General features: G+C 69.7%; 17 protein-coding genes and 1 pseudogene. 7 read left to right on the top strand and 11 right to left on the bottom strand.

Annotated features, from left to right (window positions below; translation table 11 throughout):
* Positions 1-144: 144 nt before the first annotated feature.
* Positions 145-1,343, bottom strand: a pseudogene (locus DEJ20_RS04525) (MalY/PatB family protein).
* Positions 1,344-1,443: 100 nt separating this feature from the next.
* On the opposite strand from DEJ20_RS04525, the gene DEJ20_RS04520 reads away from it, so the two are divergent.
* Positions 1,444-2,220: an isocitrate lyase/PEP mutase family protein gene (locus tag DEJ20_RS04520; protein ID WP_111235424.1), complete on the top strand. Its 777-nt coding sequence runs from the start codon at positions 1,444-1,446 to the stop codon at positions 2,218-2,220.
* Positions 2,221-2,304: 84 nt separating this feature from the next.
* On the opposite strand, the gene DEJ20_RS04515 is transcribed toward DEJ20_RS04520, so the two are convergent.
* Positions 2,305-4,176 (bottom strand): amidase family protein, encoded by a 1,872-nt coding sequence (locus DEJ20_RS04515; RefSeq protein WP_111235423.1) that lies wholly within the window; start codon positions 4,174-4,176, stop codon positions 2,305-2,307.
* Complete coding sequence (locus tag DEJ20_RS04510; RefSeq protein WP_111235422.1) at positions 4,173-4,982, bottom strand: hypothetical protein; 810 nt, start codon at positions 4,980-4,982, stop codon at positions 4,173-4,175. The genes DEJ20_RS04515 and DEJ20_RS04510 overlap by 4 nt, the downstream gene beginning before the upstream one ends.
* A 139-nt stretch (positions 4,983-5,121) precedes the next feature.
* Between DEJ20_RS04510 and DEJ20_RS04505 the strand changes: the two genes are divergently transcribed.
* On the top strand, positions 5,122-5,733 hold the full coding sequence (locus DEJ20_RS04505; protein ID WP_111235421.1) for an HD domain-containing protein: 612 nt from the start codon (positions 5,122-5,124) through the stop codon (positions 5,731-5,733).
* A gap of 272 nt (positions 5,734-6,005) precedes the next feature.
* Positions 6,006-6,293 carry a hypothetical protein gene (locus DEJ20_RS04500; protein WP_017887091.1) on the top strand — a complete coding sequence of 96 codons (288 nt, stop codon included), beginning with the start codon at positions 6,006-6,008 and terminating at the stop codon, positions 6,291-6,293.
* 84 nt (positions 6,294-6,377) lie between these two features.
* Here DEJ20_RS04500 and DEJ20_RS04495 read toward each other — a convergent pair whose 3' ends face one another.
* On the bottom strand, positions 6,378-6,842 hold the full coding sequence (locus DEJ20_RS04495) for a DUF8821 family protein (protein ID WP_111235420.1): 465 nt from the start codon (positions 6,840-6,842) through the stop codon (positions 6,378-6,380).
* Positions 6,843-6,942: 100 nt separating this feature from the next.
* On the opposite strand from DEJ20_RS04495, the gene DEJ20_RS04490 reads away from it, so the two are divergent.
* Positions 6,943-7,407 carry a helix-turn-helix domain-containing protein gene (locus tag DEJ20_RS04490; RefSeq protein ID WP_110864420.1) on the top strand — a complete coding sequence of 155 codons (465 nt, stop codon included), beginning with the start codon at positions 6,943-6,945 and terminating at the stop codon, positions 7,405-7,407.
* Positions 7,407-7,787 carry a HepT-like ribonuclease domain-containing protein gene (locus DEJ20_RS04485; protein ID WP_111235419.1) on the top strand — a complete coding sequence of 127 codons (381 nt, stop codon included), beginning with the start codon at positions 7,407-7,409 and terminating at the stop codon, positions 7,785-7,787. The genes DEJ20_RS04490 and DEJ20_RS04485 overlap by 1 nt, the downstream gene beginning before the upstream one ends.
* A gap of 36 nt (positions 7,788-7,823) precedes the next feature.
* Here the strand turns inward: DEJ20_RS04485 and DEJ20_RS04480 are convergent, their stop codons facing one another.
* From DEJ20_RS04480 to DEJ20_RS04460, 5 genes are all read right to left on the bottom strand, one after another.
* On the bottom strand, positions 7,824-8,213 hold the full coding sequence (locus DEJ20_RS04480; protein WP_111054542.1) for a DUF2510 domain-containing protein: 390 nt from the start codon (positions 8,211-8,213) through the stop codon (positions 7,824-7,826).
* Positions 8,214-8,289: 76 nt separating this feature from the next.
* Positions 8,290-9,042, bottom strand: a complete 753-nt coding sequence (locus tag DEJ20_RS04475; protein WP_111235418.1) for a DUF8453 domain-containing protein — start codon at positions 9,040-9,042, stop codon at positions 8,290-8,292.
* Positions 9,043-9,430: 388 nt separating this feature from the next.
* Positions 9,431-10,333 (bottom strand): Abi family protein, encoded by a 903-nt coding sequence (locus DEJ20_RS04470; protein ID WP_111235417.1) that lies wholly within the window; start codon positions 10,331-10,333, stop codon positions 9,431-9,433.
* Positions 10,334-10,491: 158 nt separating this feature from the next.
* Positions 10,492-11,565 carry a redox-regulated ATPase YchF gene (gene ychF, locus DEJ20_RS04465; RefSeq protein ID WP_110864417.1) on the bottom strand — a complete coding sequence of 358 codons (1,074 nt, stop codon included), beginning with the start codon at positions 11,563-11,565 and terminating at the stop codon, positions 10,492-10,494.
* Between the two features lie 59 nt (positions 11,566-11,624).
* Positions 11,625-12,194 carry a hypothetical protein gene (locus DEJ20_RS04460; protein ID WP_111235416.1) on the bottom strand — a complete coding sequence of 190 codons (570 nt, stop codon included), beginning with the start codon at positions 12,192-12,194 and terminating at the stop codon, positions 11,625-11,627.
* A 44-nt stretch (positions 12,195-12,238) separates the two neighbouring features.
* Between DEJ20_RS04460 and DEJ20_RS04455 the strand changes: the two genes are divergently transcribed.
* Positions 12,239-12,904, top strand: coding sequence for an exonuclease domain-containing protein (locus DEJ20_RS04455; protein WP_181431550.1), 666 nt, complete (start codon positions 12,239-12,241; stop codon positions 12,902-12,904).
* A 156-nt stretch (positions 12,905-13,060) separates the two neighbouring features.
* A complete protein-coding gene (locus DEJ20_RS04450) occupies positions 13,061-13,819 on the top strand; it encodes a GntR family transcriptional regulator (protein WP_071405736.1) in 759 nt (252 codons plus the stop codon).
* 143 nt (positions 13,820-13,962) lie between these two features.
* Here DEJ20_RS04450 and DEJ20_RS04445 read toward each other — a convergent pair whose 3' ends face one another.
* Positions 13,963-14,370, bottom strand: coding sequence for a tautomerase family protein (locus tag DEJ20_RS04445; RefSeq protein WP_071405737.1), 408 nt, complete (start codon positions 14,368-14,370; stop codon positions 13,963-13,965).
* Positions 14,371-14,431: 61 nt separating this feature from the next.
* Positions 14,432-15,625, bottom strand: coding sequence for a Gfo/Idh/MocA family protein (locus DEJ20_RS04440; protein WP_111235415.1), 1,194 nt, complete (start codon positions 15,623-15,625; stop codon positions 14,432-14,434).
* Positions 15,626-15,747: the final 122 nt, after the last annotated feature.

Here is a 15,747-nt window from a genome sequence, read left to right as displayed (position 1 = left end):
CGGCCTTCTCCCCGTTGTTGACTCGGCCGATCGCGTAAACCGGTCCACGAGTTCCGCGCGCTTCACGGTACGCGTCCAATCGGGATTGGGCAAAGCTGTCTACTCGAAGTAGACAAGGCCTCTCGGCTGGTCAGCGGCATGCACTCAGGCGACGTGCCAGACCAGCCCTTCCTGCGCGCTCGACGGGTACGCCGAAGCGATCCGGAACACGGCCTCGCGCAGGGTCTCCGGCGAGCACGCCAGGTTGAGCCGGACGAACCCGCGCCCCTCGGACCCGAACCCCAGCCCAGAGTTGAGCGCGACGTACGCGTGCTCCCGCAGCGGCACCGCGGGATCGTCGCCGAGGCCGATGCCCCGGAAGTCGAGCCACGCCAGGTACCCGGCGCGCGGCCGTGTGTAGACGACCCCGGGCAGGTGCTCGGCGAGCAGCTTGGCGAGCAGTCGGTCGTTCGCCACGATGCGTGCCACGACGTCGTCGAGCCAGTCCGTCGCCAGGGTGAACGCCGCCAGGTTCGCGTGCAGCCCGAGGATGCTCGTGCGGCAGGCGACTTCCTCCCAGAGCGTGTCGAGGAGCGCGGCGGTCCGGGGATCCCCGGCGACGATGACCGAGCACTTCACACCGGCGAGGTTCCAGCCCTTGCTCGCCGAGGTCACGCACACGCTCCGAGCACCGAGTGGCTCGGCGACGGCGGCGAACGGGGTGAACTGCACGCCGGGGTGGGTCAGGGGCGCGTGGATCTCGTCGCTGATGACGAGGACGTCGTACCTCGCAGCCAGTTCGGCGATCGCGACGAGGTCGGCCCGATCGTGCACGAGCCGACGGGGTTGTGCGGGTTGCAGAGCAGGAAGACGCCGACCCCGTCGGCGAACGCGCGCTCGAGGCCCTCGAGGTCGAGCCGGTACTGCCCCCACTGCTCGAGCAGCGGGACCTCCTCGACCTGACATCGGGCCTCTTCGACGAGCTCGAAGAACGGCGGGTACACGGGCGGGGTGATCGCGACGCGGCCGCCGTCGGGCAGCGCGAGCCGCAGCGACTCGACGATCCCGACGCTGACGTCGGTGGCCAGGTGGATCCGCGACGGATCGATCTGCCAGCCCCAGCGGTCCAGCGCGAACTGCGCGAACGCGGGAGCGAGCGGACCGGGGCCGTCGAGGTACCCGAGGTCGGACTGCGAGACCCGTTCGATCAGGGCCTGCCGGATCGCCGGGGCGACGTCGTGGTCCATCTCGGCGACGAACAGGGGCAGCACGTCGGGCGCGTACCGCGTCCACTTGATGCTCGTCCGGACCCCGCGGAGCGTGCCGACCGGGTCCTGCTCGTCGCTCGCCATGCGTCCCAGCATGCCCCTGCCAGGAGGCCCGGCGCGACTCCCGACGTCATCCCACGTCGTCTTCGGGTGGGCTCGCGGCCGGGGGCCGTCCCGTCGGCCTACTGTCGGCAGCATGAGCACGAGCACCGCCGACAAGGCCGTCACCCTGAAGCAGCTGCACGAAGCCCCCGAGATCCTGCGCGTCGTGAACGTGTGGGACGCGATCACCGCCAAGGTCGTCAGTGACCTGCCCGGCACGAAGGCGATCGCCACCGCCGGGCACTCGATCGCCGCGTCGTACGGGTACGAGGACGGCGGCATGCCCCTCGACCTCGCCCTGTCCGGAGCCGCGATCGTGGCCGCCGCCACGGACCTGCCGGTCACCGCCGACCTGGACGACGGCTACGAGGACCCCGCCGAGACGATCCGCCGCGCCATCGGCTCCGGCATCGTGGGTGCCAACGTCGAGGACCGGCTGCGTCCCTTCGACGAGGCCGTCGCCCGCGTCGCCGCGATCACCGCTGCGGCAGAGGCCGAGGGCGTCGACTTCCAGCTGAACGCCCGCACCGACGCGATCGTGCGCGGCGGCGAGCGCCCGATCGACGAGAGCATCGAGGACGCGATCGCCCGCGGCAAGGCGTTCCTGGACAACGGCGCCGCCCTGGTCTTCGTGCCCGGCGCGATCGAGCGTTCGGTGGTCGAGCGACTCGTCGGCGGTCTGGGCCGCGGCAAGCTCTCGGTCATCGGCCTGCCCGGCGCCCTGCCCGCCGCCGAGTACGAGACGCTCGGCGTCGCCCGCATCTCCTACGGCCCGCTCACGCAGCGGGTCGCGCTGCGCGCGCTCCGCGACCTGGCGACCGACCTGTACGCCGACGGCGTCGTGCCGGAGGACACCCCGACCCTGAACTGACGGAGCAGACGGACGGGAGGCCCGTGGCGGTGTCGCCACGGGCCTCCCGTCCGTCCTGTGGTCACGTCACGCGACCCGCTCAGCTCAGCCGAGCGCCGGGTACAGCGCGGGCGTGGTGCGCGCGTGCGTCTCCTGCTCGAAGGCGTAGCCGAGGCCGATGACCGTGCTCTCGTCGAACGAACGGCCGAGGAACTCCAGGTTCACGCCGGCACCGGTGATGGTGTTGTCGGCAGCGGTCGCCTGGCCCATCGGGACGGTGATCGCCGGCATGCCGGTGTTCGGGCTGAGGCGCATGTTCGTCGACTGCGTGCCGTACGGCGTGCCCGACGGGTAGACGAGCGCGTCGAGGTCCTGGTCGTCGAGCATCTGCGTCACGAGCTGCTTGCCGGTGGCGAGCTGCGTCGTGTGCGACCCCGTCGGACCGGCCCACGCCTGGTACTGCGCGTCGGTGATCAGGTCACGCGACTGGTAGGTGCTCTTGCGGCTCGGCACGTACTCGCCCGAGGCCAGGATGCCCTGCAGCGAGCGCGCGGCGACGTCGGGGTCGAGGTGCTTCGCGACGTACTCGTCCAGGTCGTGCTTGAACTCGTTCGTGCTGCCGCTGCCCTCGGACAGGACCCGGTTGAAGGCCGTCGTCGCGGTGATCGGGACGACGGTGGCACCGGCGGCCTCGAGCTTCGCGACGGAGGCGTCGAACAGGCGCTTCGTCGTGGCGTTCGTGCCGACCATGCTCGTCACGTAGCCGATGCGGGCGCCCTGCAGTGAGTCGGCGTCGAGCGACGACGTGTACGACGTCGGCACCTTGCCGGCCTGCGCACTCGTCGCCGGGTCCGCCGCGTCGACGCCGGTGACGGCGTCGAGCGCCACCGCGGCGTCGGTCACCGAGCGGGCGATCGGGCCACCGGTGTCCTGGGACAGGGCGAGCGGGATGATCCCGTCGCGGCTGGTCAGGCCGACCGTGGGCCGGATACCGACGAGCTGGTTGTACGTCGACGGCACGCGGATCGATCCGCCGGTGTCGGTGCCGAAGCCGATGCCCGCGAGGTTCGCGGAGATCGCCGCACCGGTGCCGCCGCTCGAGCCACCGGCCGTCTGCGCCGTGTTGTACGGGCTGGCGACCAGGAGCGACGAGCCGGCGGGCTGGTTCGACGAGAACTCGGAGACGAAGCCGAAGGCGAACTCGTCGAGGCTGGCCTTCGCCAGGATCACGGCACCGGCGTCGCGGAGGCCGGTGACCATGGCGGCGTCGGTGTCGGTCTGGTTGTCGTCCCAGCAGCCGCAGCCACCGGTGGTCGGCATGTCCTTCGTGTCGTAGTTGTCCTTCACCGCGATCGGCACGCCGAGCAGCATGCTCGTCATCCCGTGCTCGGCGCGCTCGGCGTCCGCGGTCTTCGCGGCGGCCAGGGCGTCGGCGTTGGTGGTGACGATCGAGTTGAGCGGGCGCCCGGTGGACGCGGTGTCGACCGTCGTGCGGTCGTAGGCGGCGATGCGGTCGAGGTAGTCCTGCGTGATCGCGACCGACGTGGTGACCCCGGCGTTCATCGCGGCCTGCATGTCGATGGTCGACGCCTCGACGAGCTGGAAGGGGCCGTCGTCGTAGATCATCCGCTGGGACAACCCGGCCAGGTCGGCGACGGTGATGGTGCCGTCGGCGTCGGTGTCCGCGGCGCTGATCGTCGCCCAGTCGGTGCTCGCGGTCGTCGCGCCGAGGTGGTCGGTGAGCACGGCGAGGTCGGCCTTGGTCACCTGGTCGTCGCCGGTCAGGTCGAGGTCCGTGTAGTACGGCGCGAGCATGGCGGCGGGGCTGGCGTCGACGGCTGCGGGTGCTGCGGCGGCGGTGATCGCGGGGGTCGCGGCGAGGACGGTGCCGACGAGGGCGATCAGTGCGGCGCCGGCGACGGTGGTGCGCTTCTTGCTGGCGGCCTGCTTGCGGGCGGCCTGCTTCTTGGCGGTCATGCGGAGGCTCCGGTGCGGTCGCGGCGGGCACGACGTGCCCGCAGGGTGATCAGGGTGCCGCCGGCTGCGAGCAGGGCGATGGACGCGGCGATCCACGGCGCGACGTCGGCGCCGGTCCAGGCGAGGTCACCACCGGTCGGACGGTCGTCCCCGCCGGCTGCCGCCACGGCGGTGGCGCCGCTGGTCGGGTCGGCGCCAGGTGCCGTCGGGTCACCGGGGGCAGTGGGGCCACCCGTGCCGCCACCGACGCCGGGCTGCGTGGTCGCACCCGGCGTCGGCGTGGCCGTCGGGGCGGTGGTCGCGGCCGCGGCGACCACGACGGTGGTGCTCGCCGGGGCGTCGAGGGTCGTCGACGTGCCGTCGGAGCCGACGAGGGTGATGCTCGTGACGTCGAGGTCGACGCTGCCGACCGCGGTCGGGGTCAGCGAGATCGAGGTGGCCAGGTCGCCCTCGAGTGCCGGTGAGGTGCCGAGGCGGGTGTGCACGATCGTCAGGGCGTCGCCGTCCTGCTCGACGCTGTCGAAGCCACCGTCCGGGCCGGTGACGCTGTCGTCCCGGTACTGCACCGAGTCGGCCTCGAGCGTGATCTCGTACGCGTAGACATCGGCGGTGTCCGGGATCGTCAGGTCGACGTCGAACGCCGTGCCGACGGTCACGGCGGCCGGGGCGTCGATGGTGGCGGTGGTCGCGGTGGGTGCTGCCTGGGCCGGAGCGGCCGTCAGGACGGCGAGGCCGAACGCCCCGGCGGCGACGAGCGTCGAGGAGACGATCGTCGCGCGGGGGCGCAGCCGTGGTCGGTGCTGCATGGGCGCAGTTCCTTCGGGTGGGGTGGAGGGGTACGGAGCGGGTACTCAGTGAACCGAAAGCTAACGGGGCGCTGTTTCCGGTTCTGGCCCGGCACGTTTCCGCCCCGTTACGGCTCGTTCCTGCCGCTACTGTCGTGCCATGTCGCTCGATGTCGAAGCCCTGCTCACCCCGCCCTCCCCCGTCGCTGCGCGGGCACTGGGCGCCGTGCGAACGTGGTCGTCACCGGCTCTGGTCAACCACTGCCTGCGGTCCTGGGCGTGGGCCGTCCTGCTCGCCCCGACGGTCGACCTCGAGCCGGACCCGGAGCTGCTCTTCGTCGCGACGATGCTCCACGACCTCGGCGTGACCCCGTCGTTCGACGCCCACCGGGTGCCCTTCGAGGACGCCGGCGGCGCGGTCGGTTCGGTCTTCGCGCTCGGCGCCGGGTGGGACGCCGTGCGAGCCCGTCGGGTCGGGGAGATCATCGAGCGGCACATGTGGCGGTCCGTCGACCCGGAGCTCGACGCCGAGGGGCACCTGCTCGAGGTCGCGACCTCGCTCGACGTCTCCGGTGCGGGCTTCGACAGGTGGTCGTCGGACGACCTGCGGGACGTCACGGCCGCGCTGCCCCGCCTTGACTTCTCGGCGTCGTTCGACGGGCTGATCCGCGAGCAGGCTTCGCGCAAGCCCTCTTCGGCCGCAGCTCGCCTCGACGGGTCGGGCAACGTGGCCGCCGGCGGAGACCGCTGGACGGCGTTCCTGGCGTCCTGACGCTCGGTCCGGTCGCTCGCTGGACTTCTCGGCGGGGTGGGCGTATAGTCTCTGGTTGGTGCACTGCAGCGAACCCATCTGACTCGCGCACACCAACCTCTCGACACCGACTCACCCGAGTCGCATTCCACTCGAGACACCGCTCGATCCGAACGGACGAGCTGCACGTTGAAACTCGACGTGCGCGCCCCGCACTCGATGCGTCGCGCTGGACTGAGACGTCCGCCGACACCGAGTCGCCCTGGCGCCGAATGACCAGGAAGTACAGCACCATGACCAGCAACGAACGAATCACCGTGTTCGGGACCGCACTCGCGGCTCCGACGATCACCCCCGACCGCATCGCCGAGTTCCCGGTGCGCGACGACCGCTCGCAGCGCGAGTACCTCGTCCGCATCGCAGCCGACGACCTGGGGACCTTCGTCACCCGGGGCACCCGGCTCGACGCCGTCGGCGAGGCCGGCTGGACCGTCCCGGGCCGCTCCTGGGCGGGCGAGGCCAGCCGCACCCTGCTGCAGGCACAGTCCGTGCAGGCGGGCGAGATGGCCCTCGCGGCCTAGGTCCCACCAGCACCACCACGAAGCGCCGCCGAGCACCTGCTCGGCGGCGCTTCGTCGTTCCCGGGGCAGCCCCGGTGCGACGCGTCAGTACTCGCCCCTGATCACGAAGAACGAGCCGCGGATCGTGCCCGCGAGCTTCGACCGCTGCCGGGCGAACTTGAACTTGTCGGCGAGTTCCTCCGGCACTTCCATACCGTCGGAGAGCTTGAACCCGACCGCACGCTTGCCGCCCGGTTCGAGCGTGTAGAGCACGTTGATCGCCAGGCCGGACTCGTAGAAGACGTAGGTCCAGCGGACGCCGTCGACCAGCGCTTCCGTGGCTTCGAGCGGCGGGGACGCGATCACGAGCCCCCGCTCCTCCACGAGCACGCGGGCGACGTACTCGACCAGCTCGGGAGCCTCGACGGCAGGACGTGTGGTGAGGTCGTGGTCGTACTTGTTCTTGAAGTAGCGGGCCTCGTTCGCACGGAGTCCGGCGAGCGCATTTACCACCGGCGAGGTCTCGAGCCCCACCGTGGAGACGTTCACGAAGTCGACGACGTACGGCATGGGGCCTCCTCGGCACTGGACGAGCTGAATCTAGTCCGCCCATGCCACTTCAACAGCAAGGGCGAGTCCTTTATAGTCGAGAGCTATAGGGGAGGTCGCCATGCGGGTCGAACGTGCTGCGGAGCTGATCCGCGCTGCCCGCGAAGACCTCGGTCTCTCGCAGACCGGTCTCGCTGCCGCCGCCGGCATGCAGCAGCCCACCATCTCGGCGTACGAGAGTGGACGGAAGCGGCCGCGCCCGGAGTCGCTCCGGCGGATCCTCGAAGCGGCGCACACCCGCCCGAGCATCCCGCTCGCCGTCTACGCCGACGCGATCCTCGACGAGGCGAAGCGCTTCCACCTCGACGACGTCCGCGTCTTCGGCTCCGCGGTGCGCGGGCAGGACACCGAACACAGTGACATCGACCTGCTGGTCCACCTGACCCCCGCGGCATCGCTGTTCGATCTCGGTGGATTCGCGCACGAGGTCGAGCGCATCACCGGTTTCGAGGTCGACGTCCTCACCGACGACCTCGAGGACGACGAGCACCTCGCCCACGTCCTCGACGAAGCCGTGCCGCTGTGATGCCGGCTCCCCGGTTCACGCCTCGGCCCCGCATCGACCGCGACCCAGTTGCCCTCGACGAGCGGTGGCCGTCGCTGCAGGCCAGCTTCCTCGACCTGCTCGCTGAGTGCTCCATGATCGTCGATGACGGGCGGAGCGAGTTCGACGCGGCCCGCAGCCTCACCTACCGAGCAGCCGAAGGGGTCATCATCCACTTCGACGACCTGCTCGGTCGCATCCCCCAGGACCGGGAGGCACGGCTTCCGTCCGACCTGTCACTCGCGGCGGTCCGGAAGACCCGCAACATCCTGTCCCACGACTACCGCAAGGCGCGGAAGGAGATCGTCTGGGATGCGATCGAGCACCGCATCCCCGCGGCGATCCTGGCGCTCGTCGGCTGACCCCACAGGGCGTCCCGACGACTGGGACCGCTCGACTCAGTTCAGGCGCTCGAAGACCATCGTCGCCTGCACCCGATCGCCGCCGCCGAAACCCGTGCTCCCCGAGGAAGCCGTCGTGATCGTGTGCAGCCGGTACCCGAGCGCAGCCTGAGCGTTGATCGCCTTCTCGAGCTCGGTGAGGTTGCCCGAACCGGTCCCGAAGAACTTCTCCTTGAGCACCACCTGCAGCACGACGTAGCTCATGCCGTTCTGCGCCGGACGCGGCTGACCACCCGAAGCAGCCTCGGCCTGGATCCGGCCGATCACTCCACCGACGCCGGACGCCCCGGGGGCCTGCTGCTGCACCTGCTCCGTCCACGCGGAACCGTCCCACCACCGCATGGTGCCGGAGCCGTCGTCGTACCACCCTGCCTGTGCATTCGTCATGCACTCATCCTGGCGCACGACGAACTGAGGTCAGTTGTTGAAGCGAAACTCCGCCATGTCGCCACGGCTGGCGACATCACGTGCGCACCGTCGCCGTCGTCTTCCGCGCATTCCCCGTGGCGTCGGTCCACGAGACTATGCAGTCGACCGCGTCGGGTGACCCCATGGCGAGCAGCAGTGGGAACCGCGCTTCTTGGCCAGGCGGGATCGTTCCGAGAGACCCTTCCTCGCGATGGGCGCGGAACAGCGCGTCTTCCGGGAGGTCCACGAATTCGAAGTCGACATCTCTCGCCGGCCCCCGGGAGGTGTTGTGAAGCACGAGTGACCAGCGCCGCTGTGTGTTGACGCGGCCTCTGCTGTCGGTCTTCACGCTCTCGCGCACCTCGGCGCGAGGCCACACACCCTCGGACGGGTCCGGCAACTCGGGCCGCACGTTCTTTGAAGACTCGACCGATTGCTGGAACTGCGCCGTCGCTCTGCTGAGGAAGTTGTTGATATGCCCGATGAGGGCACCGTCGTTGCCGTAGTCGAGGACGAGTGCGGACCTGCGCAGCTCTCCTAGGTAAGAGATGAGCCTCTGGCGCTCGTCGAGCGCCGCCCCGCTCAGAGGCGGGCGAGGAGCTGAGTTAACGAGGACTGCCACTGACTTTCCCGCCTCGACGAGGACCTTGATCTCTTCGGCTGTGCCCGACTCGGCCTGGCCGGTCGGCGTTCCGAGGCGATCCTCGAAGAGCGCCACGGCGAGGTCGGCCTCCTCGACAATCTGATCGTTAAGGATTGCCTGCGGTCGCTCACCGAATTCGGAGACGGCATGCTCAGTCCAGGACACTGGCAGAACCGTGAGACCGACATGGCGACCGAGGTTGAGATTCCACTGTCTTGCGGATCACGGCCATGTCCTCGAGTGCCACGTCGCCCGGGGCGGAGATGAGCAGATGGAGTGCGAGCGTGGGATAGGCCATCAGTCGGGGTCCTTGGTCGTAAGAGGATGAGGAGAACGGTCCCGTATGACTCGCAGGTCAACCGTTACCGACAAGCCGCAGGACTGGGCGCTCGTCGAGGTCGCCGAGGAGATCGCGTCGAGCGCCTACCCGGGCGAGGTGCCGACCCTGCTGAGGAAGGCCGCAGAGCTCGCCGGTGACCACGGTGCGGCCGTTCCGGCAATAGCGGAGGCGCTCGAGGTTGACCCTCGGCAGGTCCGATGCTTAATTACACGCTTAGGGCGTGTCACGGCTATGATCCCGCGGGCTCTGCGGGTGAGTCAGGCCCTGCCGGAACACAGGGTCGCGCGGATGATTAGCGACGAGCCGCGGAAGAAGTGGGTCGGCAACGTCGCTGCGGGCGGCCATGTCGTCGAGCGAGGCGATCACGTCGAGCACGGACCGGGGCTCGAACTGTCCAACTTCCCGCTTCGCCTTTTTCCGCACATTGTTCGGGGTCGGCCCAGCATCAAGGACGGAATGGTGCCACAGGCGGCTGTGGTGCGCGCATCGGTTGCGGAGATAGACCAACGCCCGTACACGGTAGGCGAAACCGGCCTTGGCGATACCGGCGCTCGTCGCCACGGCGTCGGCGAGCTCGCCTCCCGCGCCTCGCTCGATGGCCTTCGACAGCGTGCCGAACGACCAGGCTTCGACCGCCGACCACACCGGCAGCTTGCTGTAGTCGGCGCGGTCGACGCCCGCCTCACGGTAGTGGAGGATGTGGCGGTCCTTGCTGCGGTCTATGTCGCGGAGGCACGATTCGACGGTCGGCTCGCGGTCGCCAACTTCGGTATAGAAGCTCGCCTCGAGATACCGACCGTAGGCCCCATGCCCGTCCGCGATGACGCGGGCAAGGTGCGAGCGAAGCATGAGCTCGACCTGCGCGAGCGGCCGAACGAGTGCGATGCGCAGCGCCTCATCAGCATCGTAGACGGCGCGGATCTCGTCGAAGGTGACTCCCGGACGGAAGTCATCGTCCCCGAGATGGGGAGCCTTCTGAAAGTAGCGTGCATAGCCGGAGAACCGGTAGTAGTTCGTTGCGGCTAGGAAACGGGCGCATGCAAACTGATCGGCAACCGCGAGGCCCCGCCCGACCATGAGGGCGACTTGCGCGTCCCAGGACAGACTCGGCTTCAAACTTCACCCCGGAAAGAAAGAGGCCCCTCCCATTTGAGCTTCTTCGAGAGGCTTGGGAGGGGGTCGATTGCTCTTACTATAGCCGACGCAGCCGACGGCCGCCAGCAGGGCGGGTGCGAACCAGGCGCTCAGCCATCATCGCGAACCACGCCGGCAGGTCAGTTGTTGAAGCGGAACTCCACCACGTCGCCGTCCTGCATGACGTAGTCCTTGCCCTCGATGCGGGCCTTGCCGGCAGCGCGGGCCTCGGCGATCGAGCCGGTCTCGACCAGGTCGTCGAACGAGATGACCTCGGCCTTGATGAAGCCCTTCTCGAAGTCGGTGTGGATGACGCCGGCAGCCTGGGGAGCCTTCCACCCCTTGCCGATCGTCCACGCACGGGCTTCCTTCGGACCGGCCGTCAGGTAGGTCTGCAACCCGAGGGTGTCGAACCCGATGCGGGCGAGCTGGTCGAGGCCCGACTCGGTCTGACCGGTCGACTCGAGCAGTTCGGCGGCGTCCGCTGGGTCGAGGTCGATGAGCTCCGACTCGACCTGGGCGTCGAGGAACACGGCCTGCGCCGGGGCGACGAGCGCAGCCAGTTCGGCCTTGCGGGACTCGTCCGTCAGGATCGCCTCGTCGACGTTGAAGACGAAGATGAAGGGCTTGGCGCTGAGCAGGCCGAGCTCGGCGATCGGCGACAGGTCGATCTTGGTGGCGGACAGCAGCGTGCCCTGCTCGAGCGCGGCACGGGCCTCGCGAGCGGTCTCGAGCACGATCGGCTCGGTCTGCTTGAGCTTCACGGTCTTCTCGTACCGCGGGAGCGCCTTGTCGATGGTCTCCATGTCGGCGAGGATCAGCTCGGTGTTGATGACCTCGAGGTCGTCCTTCGGGGAGACCTTGTTCGCGACGTGCACGACGTCGTCGTCGGTGAAGCCGCGGACGACCTGTGCGATGGCGTCCGCTTCGCGGATGTTGGCGAGGAACTTGTTGCCCAGGCCTTCACCCTCGCTCGCGCCCTTGACGATGCCCGCGATGTCGACGAACGACACCGGCGCCGGCACGGTCTTCTCCGAGTGGAAGAGCTCGGCGAGCTGGTCGAGCCGCGAGTCGGGCAGGTTCACCACCCCGACGTTCGGCTCGATCGTCGCGAACGGGTAGTTCGCGGCGAGGACCTGGTTCTTGGTCAGGGCGTTGAACAGGGTCGACTTGCCGACGTTCGGGAGACCGACGATTCCGATGGTGAGAGCCACGGAAGAAGAGCCTACCGGCGGCGGCCTGTCGGAGCCGACCCGGGCCTCCAGTCCGTCCGTCAGATCAGCGGACGCGACCCGCCCATCGGAGGCCGCAGGGCCGTGATGCGGCGTTCGACGACGTCGAAGACGTCGGCCTGCAGCCGCTGCGATCGCCGCCAGTCCCCCGGCACCTGCAGCGAGTGGTCGGCACGGTCGACGGTCTGGAGGCGCGCAGCAGTCCCCGAGACCCGCTCGGACCGCCACATGGTGTCGTCTCCACCCCCGATCGCGACGTGCGCGTCGGTGGCAGCGGCGAGCGCTGCCGCGACGTCGTCGTGGGTGAGGACCGGCGTCAGCCAGACCCCGGGCACATCGAGGCGGATCGCCCACGGCAGGGCGAAGCAGCCGAACGACTTCGCGACGACGAGGTCGGGCAGCCGGTCCCCAAGGGCGGCGGCAACAGCGGTCACGACGAACCCGACCGGATCGGCACCGACAGCGTCGTCGACGTGCCAGCGTGGCGCGACGACCGCACACCCGGCCGCGGCGGCGATCTCGCTCGTCCACCACAGCAGCGGCGCCTGCTGCCCGTAGCCGGCACCGGCGAGCACCAGGACGAGCGGACGGCGGTCGGCCTCGTTCCCCATGCGCCGAGAGTAGCCACACGCAACGCCGACGGGAACGGAGGGCGATGTCGGCACCCCGTGCGACGATCGGGACCGTGCCGTTGAACTTCACCGCGATCGACTTCGAGACCGCCAACAGCTCGCCCGCCAGCGCCTGCTCCGTCGGGCTCGTGAAGGTCCGAGCCGGTCGGGTCGTCGATCGGGCGTCGTGGTTCATCCGCCCGCCGTTCGGGCACGACGCCTTCCTGGAGTGGAACACGCGGATCCACGGCATCGTCGCCGAGGACGTCACGCACGCCAAGACGTGGGAGCAGCAGTACCCCGACCTGGTGGCCTTCGCCGAGGGTGACGTCCTGGTGGCGCACAACGCCCGCTTCGACATGGGCGTCATCGCCGGTGGGTGCTCCGCGACGGGGATCGACCTGGCCGAGCACCACTCGCTGTGCTCCCTGGCGGTGGCTCGCAAGACCTACACGCTCGACTCGTACCGCCTGCCGGTCGCCGCGATGGCCGCCGGGTTCGAGGGATTCCAGCACCACGACGCCGCCGCCGACGCCGAGGCCTGCGCCGCGATCGTCGTGCACGCAGCCGGGCACCACGGGGTCGAGACGGTCGAGGCGCTCGGCGCGGTGACCCGGGTGACGATCGCCCCGGTCCGTCCGCGTGCCGAGAAGCCGAAGGCCGCGAACCAGCCGCGGCTGTCGAACCGGCCGATGGTGTTCGCCGACTGACGGTGTTCGCCGACTGACGGTGTTCGCCGACTGACCGTGTTTGCCGACTGACGCAACGCCCGCTGCGCACGGCCGGGGTGCCACATTCCCGGTGGTATTGTCACGACAATGCCGTCGGCACCGAAGCCGGCATCTCCGCACGTGTGAAGGACCGCGATGACCAACGAAGGCCAGCTGCCGTCCGACCTGTTCATGGACCTGGACCGGTCGGGTCCCATGCCCCTCTACTTCCAGGTCGCCTCGCGTATCGAGGAGTCGATCCGCTCCGGCGCGATGCCACCCGGGGCCCGACTCGAGAACGAGATCGCCCTCGGTGAGCGCCTCGGTCTGTCGCGGCCGACGATCCGGCGCGCGATCCAGGACCTCGTCGACAAGGGGCTGCTGGTGCGCCGACGCGGCATCGGGACCCAGGTCGTGCACGGGCCGGTGACCCGCAAGGTCGAGCTGACGAGCCTGTACGACGACCTGGCGCAGGGTGCGCAGGCTCCGGCGACGAAGCTCCTGCAGCGCAACGACGTCCCCGCGTCCGACGAGGTCGCCGCGGCACTGAGCATCGAGCCCGGCACGACCGTCGCGCACATCCGGCGGGTGCGGTTCGCCGAGGACGTCCCGATGGCGATCCTCGAGAACTACCTGCCGCCGGAGTTCCTCGACCTGACCGACGAGGACCTGCAGGCGTACGGGCTGTACCAGCTGCTGCGCGGCCGCGGTGTCACGATGCGGGTCGCGAAGCAGCGGATCGGGGCACGTGCGGTCACCGACGAAGAGGCCGGCCTGCTCGAGATCGAGGACGGCGACCCGGTGCTCACGATGAGCCGCACCGCGTACGACGCCTCGGGCCGTGCGGTCGAGTACGGCGTGCACTGCTACCGCCCGGACCGGTACTCGTTCGAGGTCACGCTCGTCGACAAGTAGGTCGCTCGGTGACTGGTCACGACACGCTGTCGGTGATGCGCCGAGTGGTCACGAACTGTCGCCCGGAGGCCCGGCAACCGACAGTTCGTGACCACTCGGCGGAACTGAGCGGGGTGTCGTGACCACCCCGCGAACGCACGGCCTCAACCGAGCGCGGGCACCCCGAGCTCACCGGTGACGTACTGGGCCCGTCCGAATCCGAACGACCAGTCCTGCGGCCCGTTCTCGACGTAGCCGATGAAGACGTCCTCGGACGCGACACCGATCGCCGCGAGGGCGTCGTGGATCGCCCGGTACAGCGCCGCCTTCGCCTCGTCGGTCCGCCCGCGCTGCGTGAACACCTGGATGACGATGACGCCCTCGGTGCGCTCGAACCCCAGGCCGGCGTCCTCGGCGATGATCTGCTGCGCCGGGTGCTCGGTGATCACCTGGAACCGGTCCCGCACCGGGATCCCGTACACGTCGACGATGGCCTGGTGGATGGCATCGGCGATGCCACGGACGGCCTCCGGCGTGCGGCCGGTGGCGAGGTCGATACGGACGAGCGGCATGGTGCCTCCTGGTTGCTCAAACTTTGTCCTTACATAGTAACAAGCAAGCACCGCGACGTGTCTAGAACCTCGGCGTCGGTGCCCCGTACGTCAGCGGCCCGTCGACACGAGCGACGTCGTGCCACGCGCCGTCGACCAGCGAAGCCTCCGCTGCCTCGACGATCGACGCCGCAGCGAGGCCGTCGGCGACCGAGGGTGCGAGCTGCTCCCCGCGCTGCACGCTCGCGATGAACTGCGCCGCCTCGATCGTCTTCAGGTCGTCGTAGCCCATCGCGGTACCGGCGCCCGGCTGGAACCGCCCGAACTCCCCGTCTCCGGCTGCGACGTAGTGCGTCGCGTACCCGTCGACCTCCTGCCCGTCCAGGTACACCTCGAGCTCGTTGAGGCGCTGGAAGTCCCACCGGACCGAACCGCGGGTGCCGTAGATCTCGAGCGTGTACTCGGCGTGCGGCCCACGCATGACCCGACTCGAGTCCATCGTGCCGACCGCACCGTCCTCGAAGCGGAACAGCAGCGCGGCGTAGTCCTCGTTCTCGACGGCACCGAGCTCGCCGGTCGCCGCGGCGCTGCGGTCGACGATGCCGGCACCCGGGCGGGGACGCGACTCGATGAACGTCTCGGCGAGCGCACTGACGGAGGCGATCCGGCCGACCACGTACTGCGCCAGGTCGAGTCCGTGCGACAGCAGGTCGCCGAGCACACCCGATCCGGCACGCTCGCGCTCGAAGCGCCAGGTCAGCGGGGCCGCCGGGTCGGACGAGTAGTCGGCGAGCAACGAGCCGCGCACGTTCGTGATGCGTCCGAGCCGCCCGCTCCGGACGAGTTCACGGGCACGCTCGATCGCCGGGGCGTGCCGGTAGTTGAAGCCGACGCTCGTGATGACTCCGGCGCGCTGCACCGCCTGGTGGATGGAGCGCGAGTCGCTGGCGTACCGTCCCATCGGCTTCTCGATCCAGAACGGCTTGCCTGCCTCGGCCGCGGCGACGGCCATCTCACGGTGCAGGAAGTTCGGCGAACAGATCGACACGACGTCGACCGCCGGGTCGGCGAGGACCTCGTGGTAGTCGGCGACGGCCCGCTCGTACCCGAGCCGCGTCACCGCCTGGTCACGGGCCGCCTCGATCGGGTCGGCCGCGACGACGAGCCACGGCTGGACGCCGAGCTCCGGGAAGTGGTCCGGCAACGCTCGGTACGCACGAGAGTGCAACCGCCCCATCCAGCCGACCGAGATCAGCCCGACGCCGATGCTGTCCATGGAGAACTCCTTCGTTCAGGTGACGCGCATTGGAGCGCGACAACGAGCGTAGCCGATGCGGCGGACTTTGTCAGCACATGACGCAACCGCCTGGAGGCCCGGTGCCGGTCTCGGGGACCGGC

The sequence above is a fragment of the Curtobacterium sp. MCSS17_005 genome, from assembly GCF_003234225.2.
GTDB classification, from domain to species: Bacteria; Actinomycetota; Actinomycetes; order Actinomycetales; family Microbacteriaceae; genus Curtobacterium; species Curtobacterium flaccumfaciens.
Note: the sequence above shows the minus strand (reverse complement) of the source record. Positions and strands in the feature narration are given on the sequence as shown.

Excerpts from the sequence above, each read along its gene's own strand:
- DEJ20_RS04520 (WP_111235424.1), top strand. The coding sequence starts at position 1,444 with ATGAGCACGAGCACCGCCGACAAGGCCGTCACCCTGAAGCAGCTGCAC.
- DEJ20_RS04515 (WP_111235423.1), bottom strand. The coding sequence starts at position 4,176 with ATGACCGCCAAGAAGCAGGCCGCCCGCAAGCAGGCCGCCAGCAAGAAG.
- DEJ20_RS04510 (WP_111235422.1), bottom strand. The coding sequence starts at position 4,982 with ATGCAGCACCGACCACGGCTGCGCCCCCGCGCGACGATCGTCTCCTCG.
- DEJ20_RS04505 (WP_111235421.1), top strand. The coding sequence starts at position 5,122 with ATGTCGCTCGATGTCGAAGCCCTGCTCACCCCGCCCTCCCCCGTCGCT.
- DEJ20_RS04500 (WP_017887091.1), top strand. The coding sequence starts at position 6,006 with ATGACCAGCAACGAACGAATCACCGTGTTCGGGACCGCACTCGCGGCT.
- DEJ20_RS04495 (WP_111235420.1), bottom strand. The coding sequence starts at position 6,842 with ATGCCGTACGTCGTCGACTTCGTGAACGTCTCCACGGTGGGGCTCGAG.
- DEJ20_RS04490 (WP_110864420.1), top strand. The coding sequence starts at position 6,943 with ATGCGGGTCGAACGTGCTGCGGAGCTGATCCGCGCTGCCCGCGAAGAC.
- DEJ20_RS04485 (WP_111235419.1), top strand. The coding sequence starts at position 7,407 with ATGCCGGCTCCCCGGTTCACGCCTCGGCCCCGCATCGACCGCGACCCA.
- DEJ20_RS04480 (WP_111054542.1), bottom strand. The coding sequence starts at position 8,213 with ATGACGAATGCACAGGCAGGGTGGTACGACGACGGCTCCGGCACCATG.
- DEJ20_RS04460 (WP_111235416.1), bottom strand. The coding sequence starts at position 12,194 with ATGGGGAACGAGGCCGACCGCCGTCCGCTCGTCCTGGTGCTCGCCGGT.
- DEJ20_RS04455 (WP_181431550.1), top strand. The coding sequence starts at position 12,239 with ATGTCGGCACCCCGTGCGACGATCGGGACCGTGCCGTTGAACTTCACC.
- DEJ20_RS04450 (WP_071405736.1), top strand. The coding sequence starts at position 13,061 with ATGACCAACGAAGGCCAGCTGCCGTCCGACCTGTTCATGGACCTGGAC.
- DEJ20_RS04445 (WP_071405737.1), bottom strand. The coding sequence starts at position 14,370 with ATGCCGCTCGTCCGTATCGACCTCGCCACCGGCCGCACGCCGGAGGCC.
- DEJ20_RS04440 (WP_111235415.1), bottom strand. The coding sequence starts at position 15,625 with ATGGACAGCATCGGCGTCGGGCTGATCTCGGTCGGCTGGATGGGGCGG.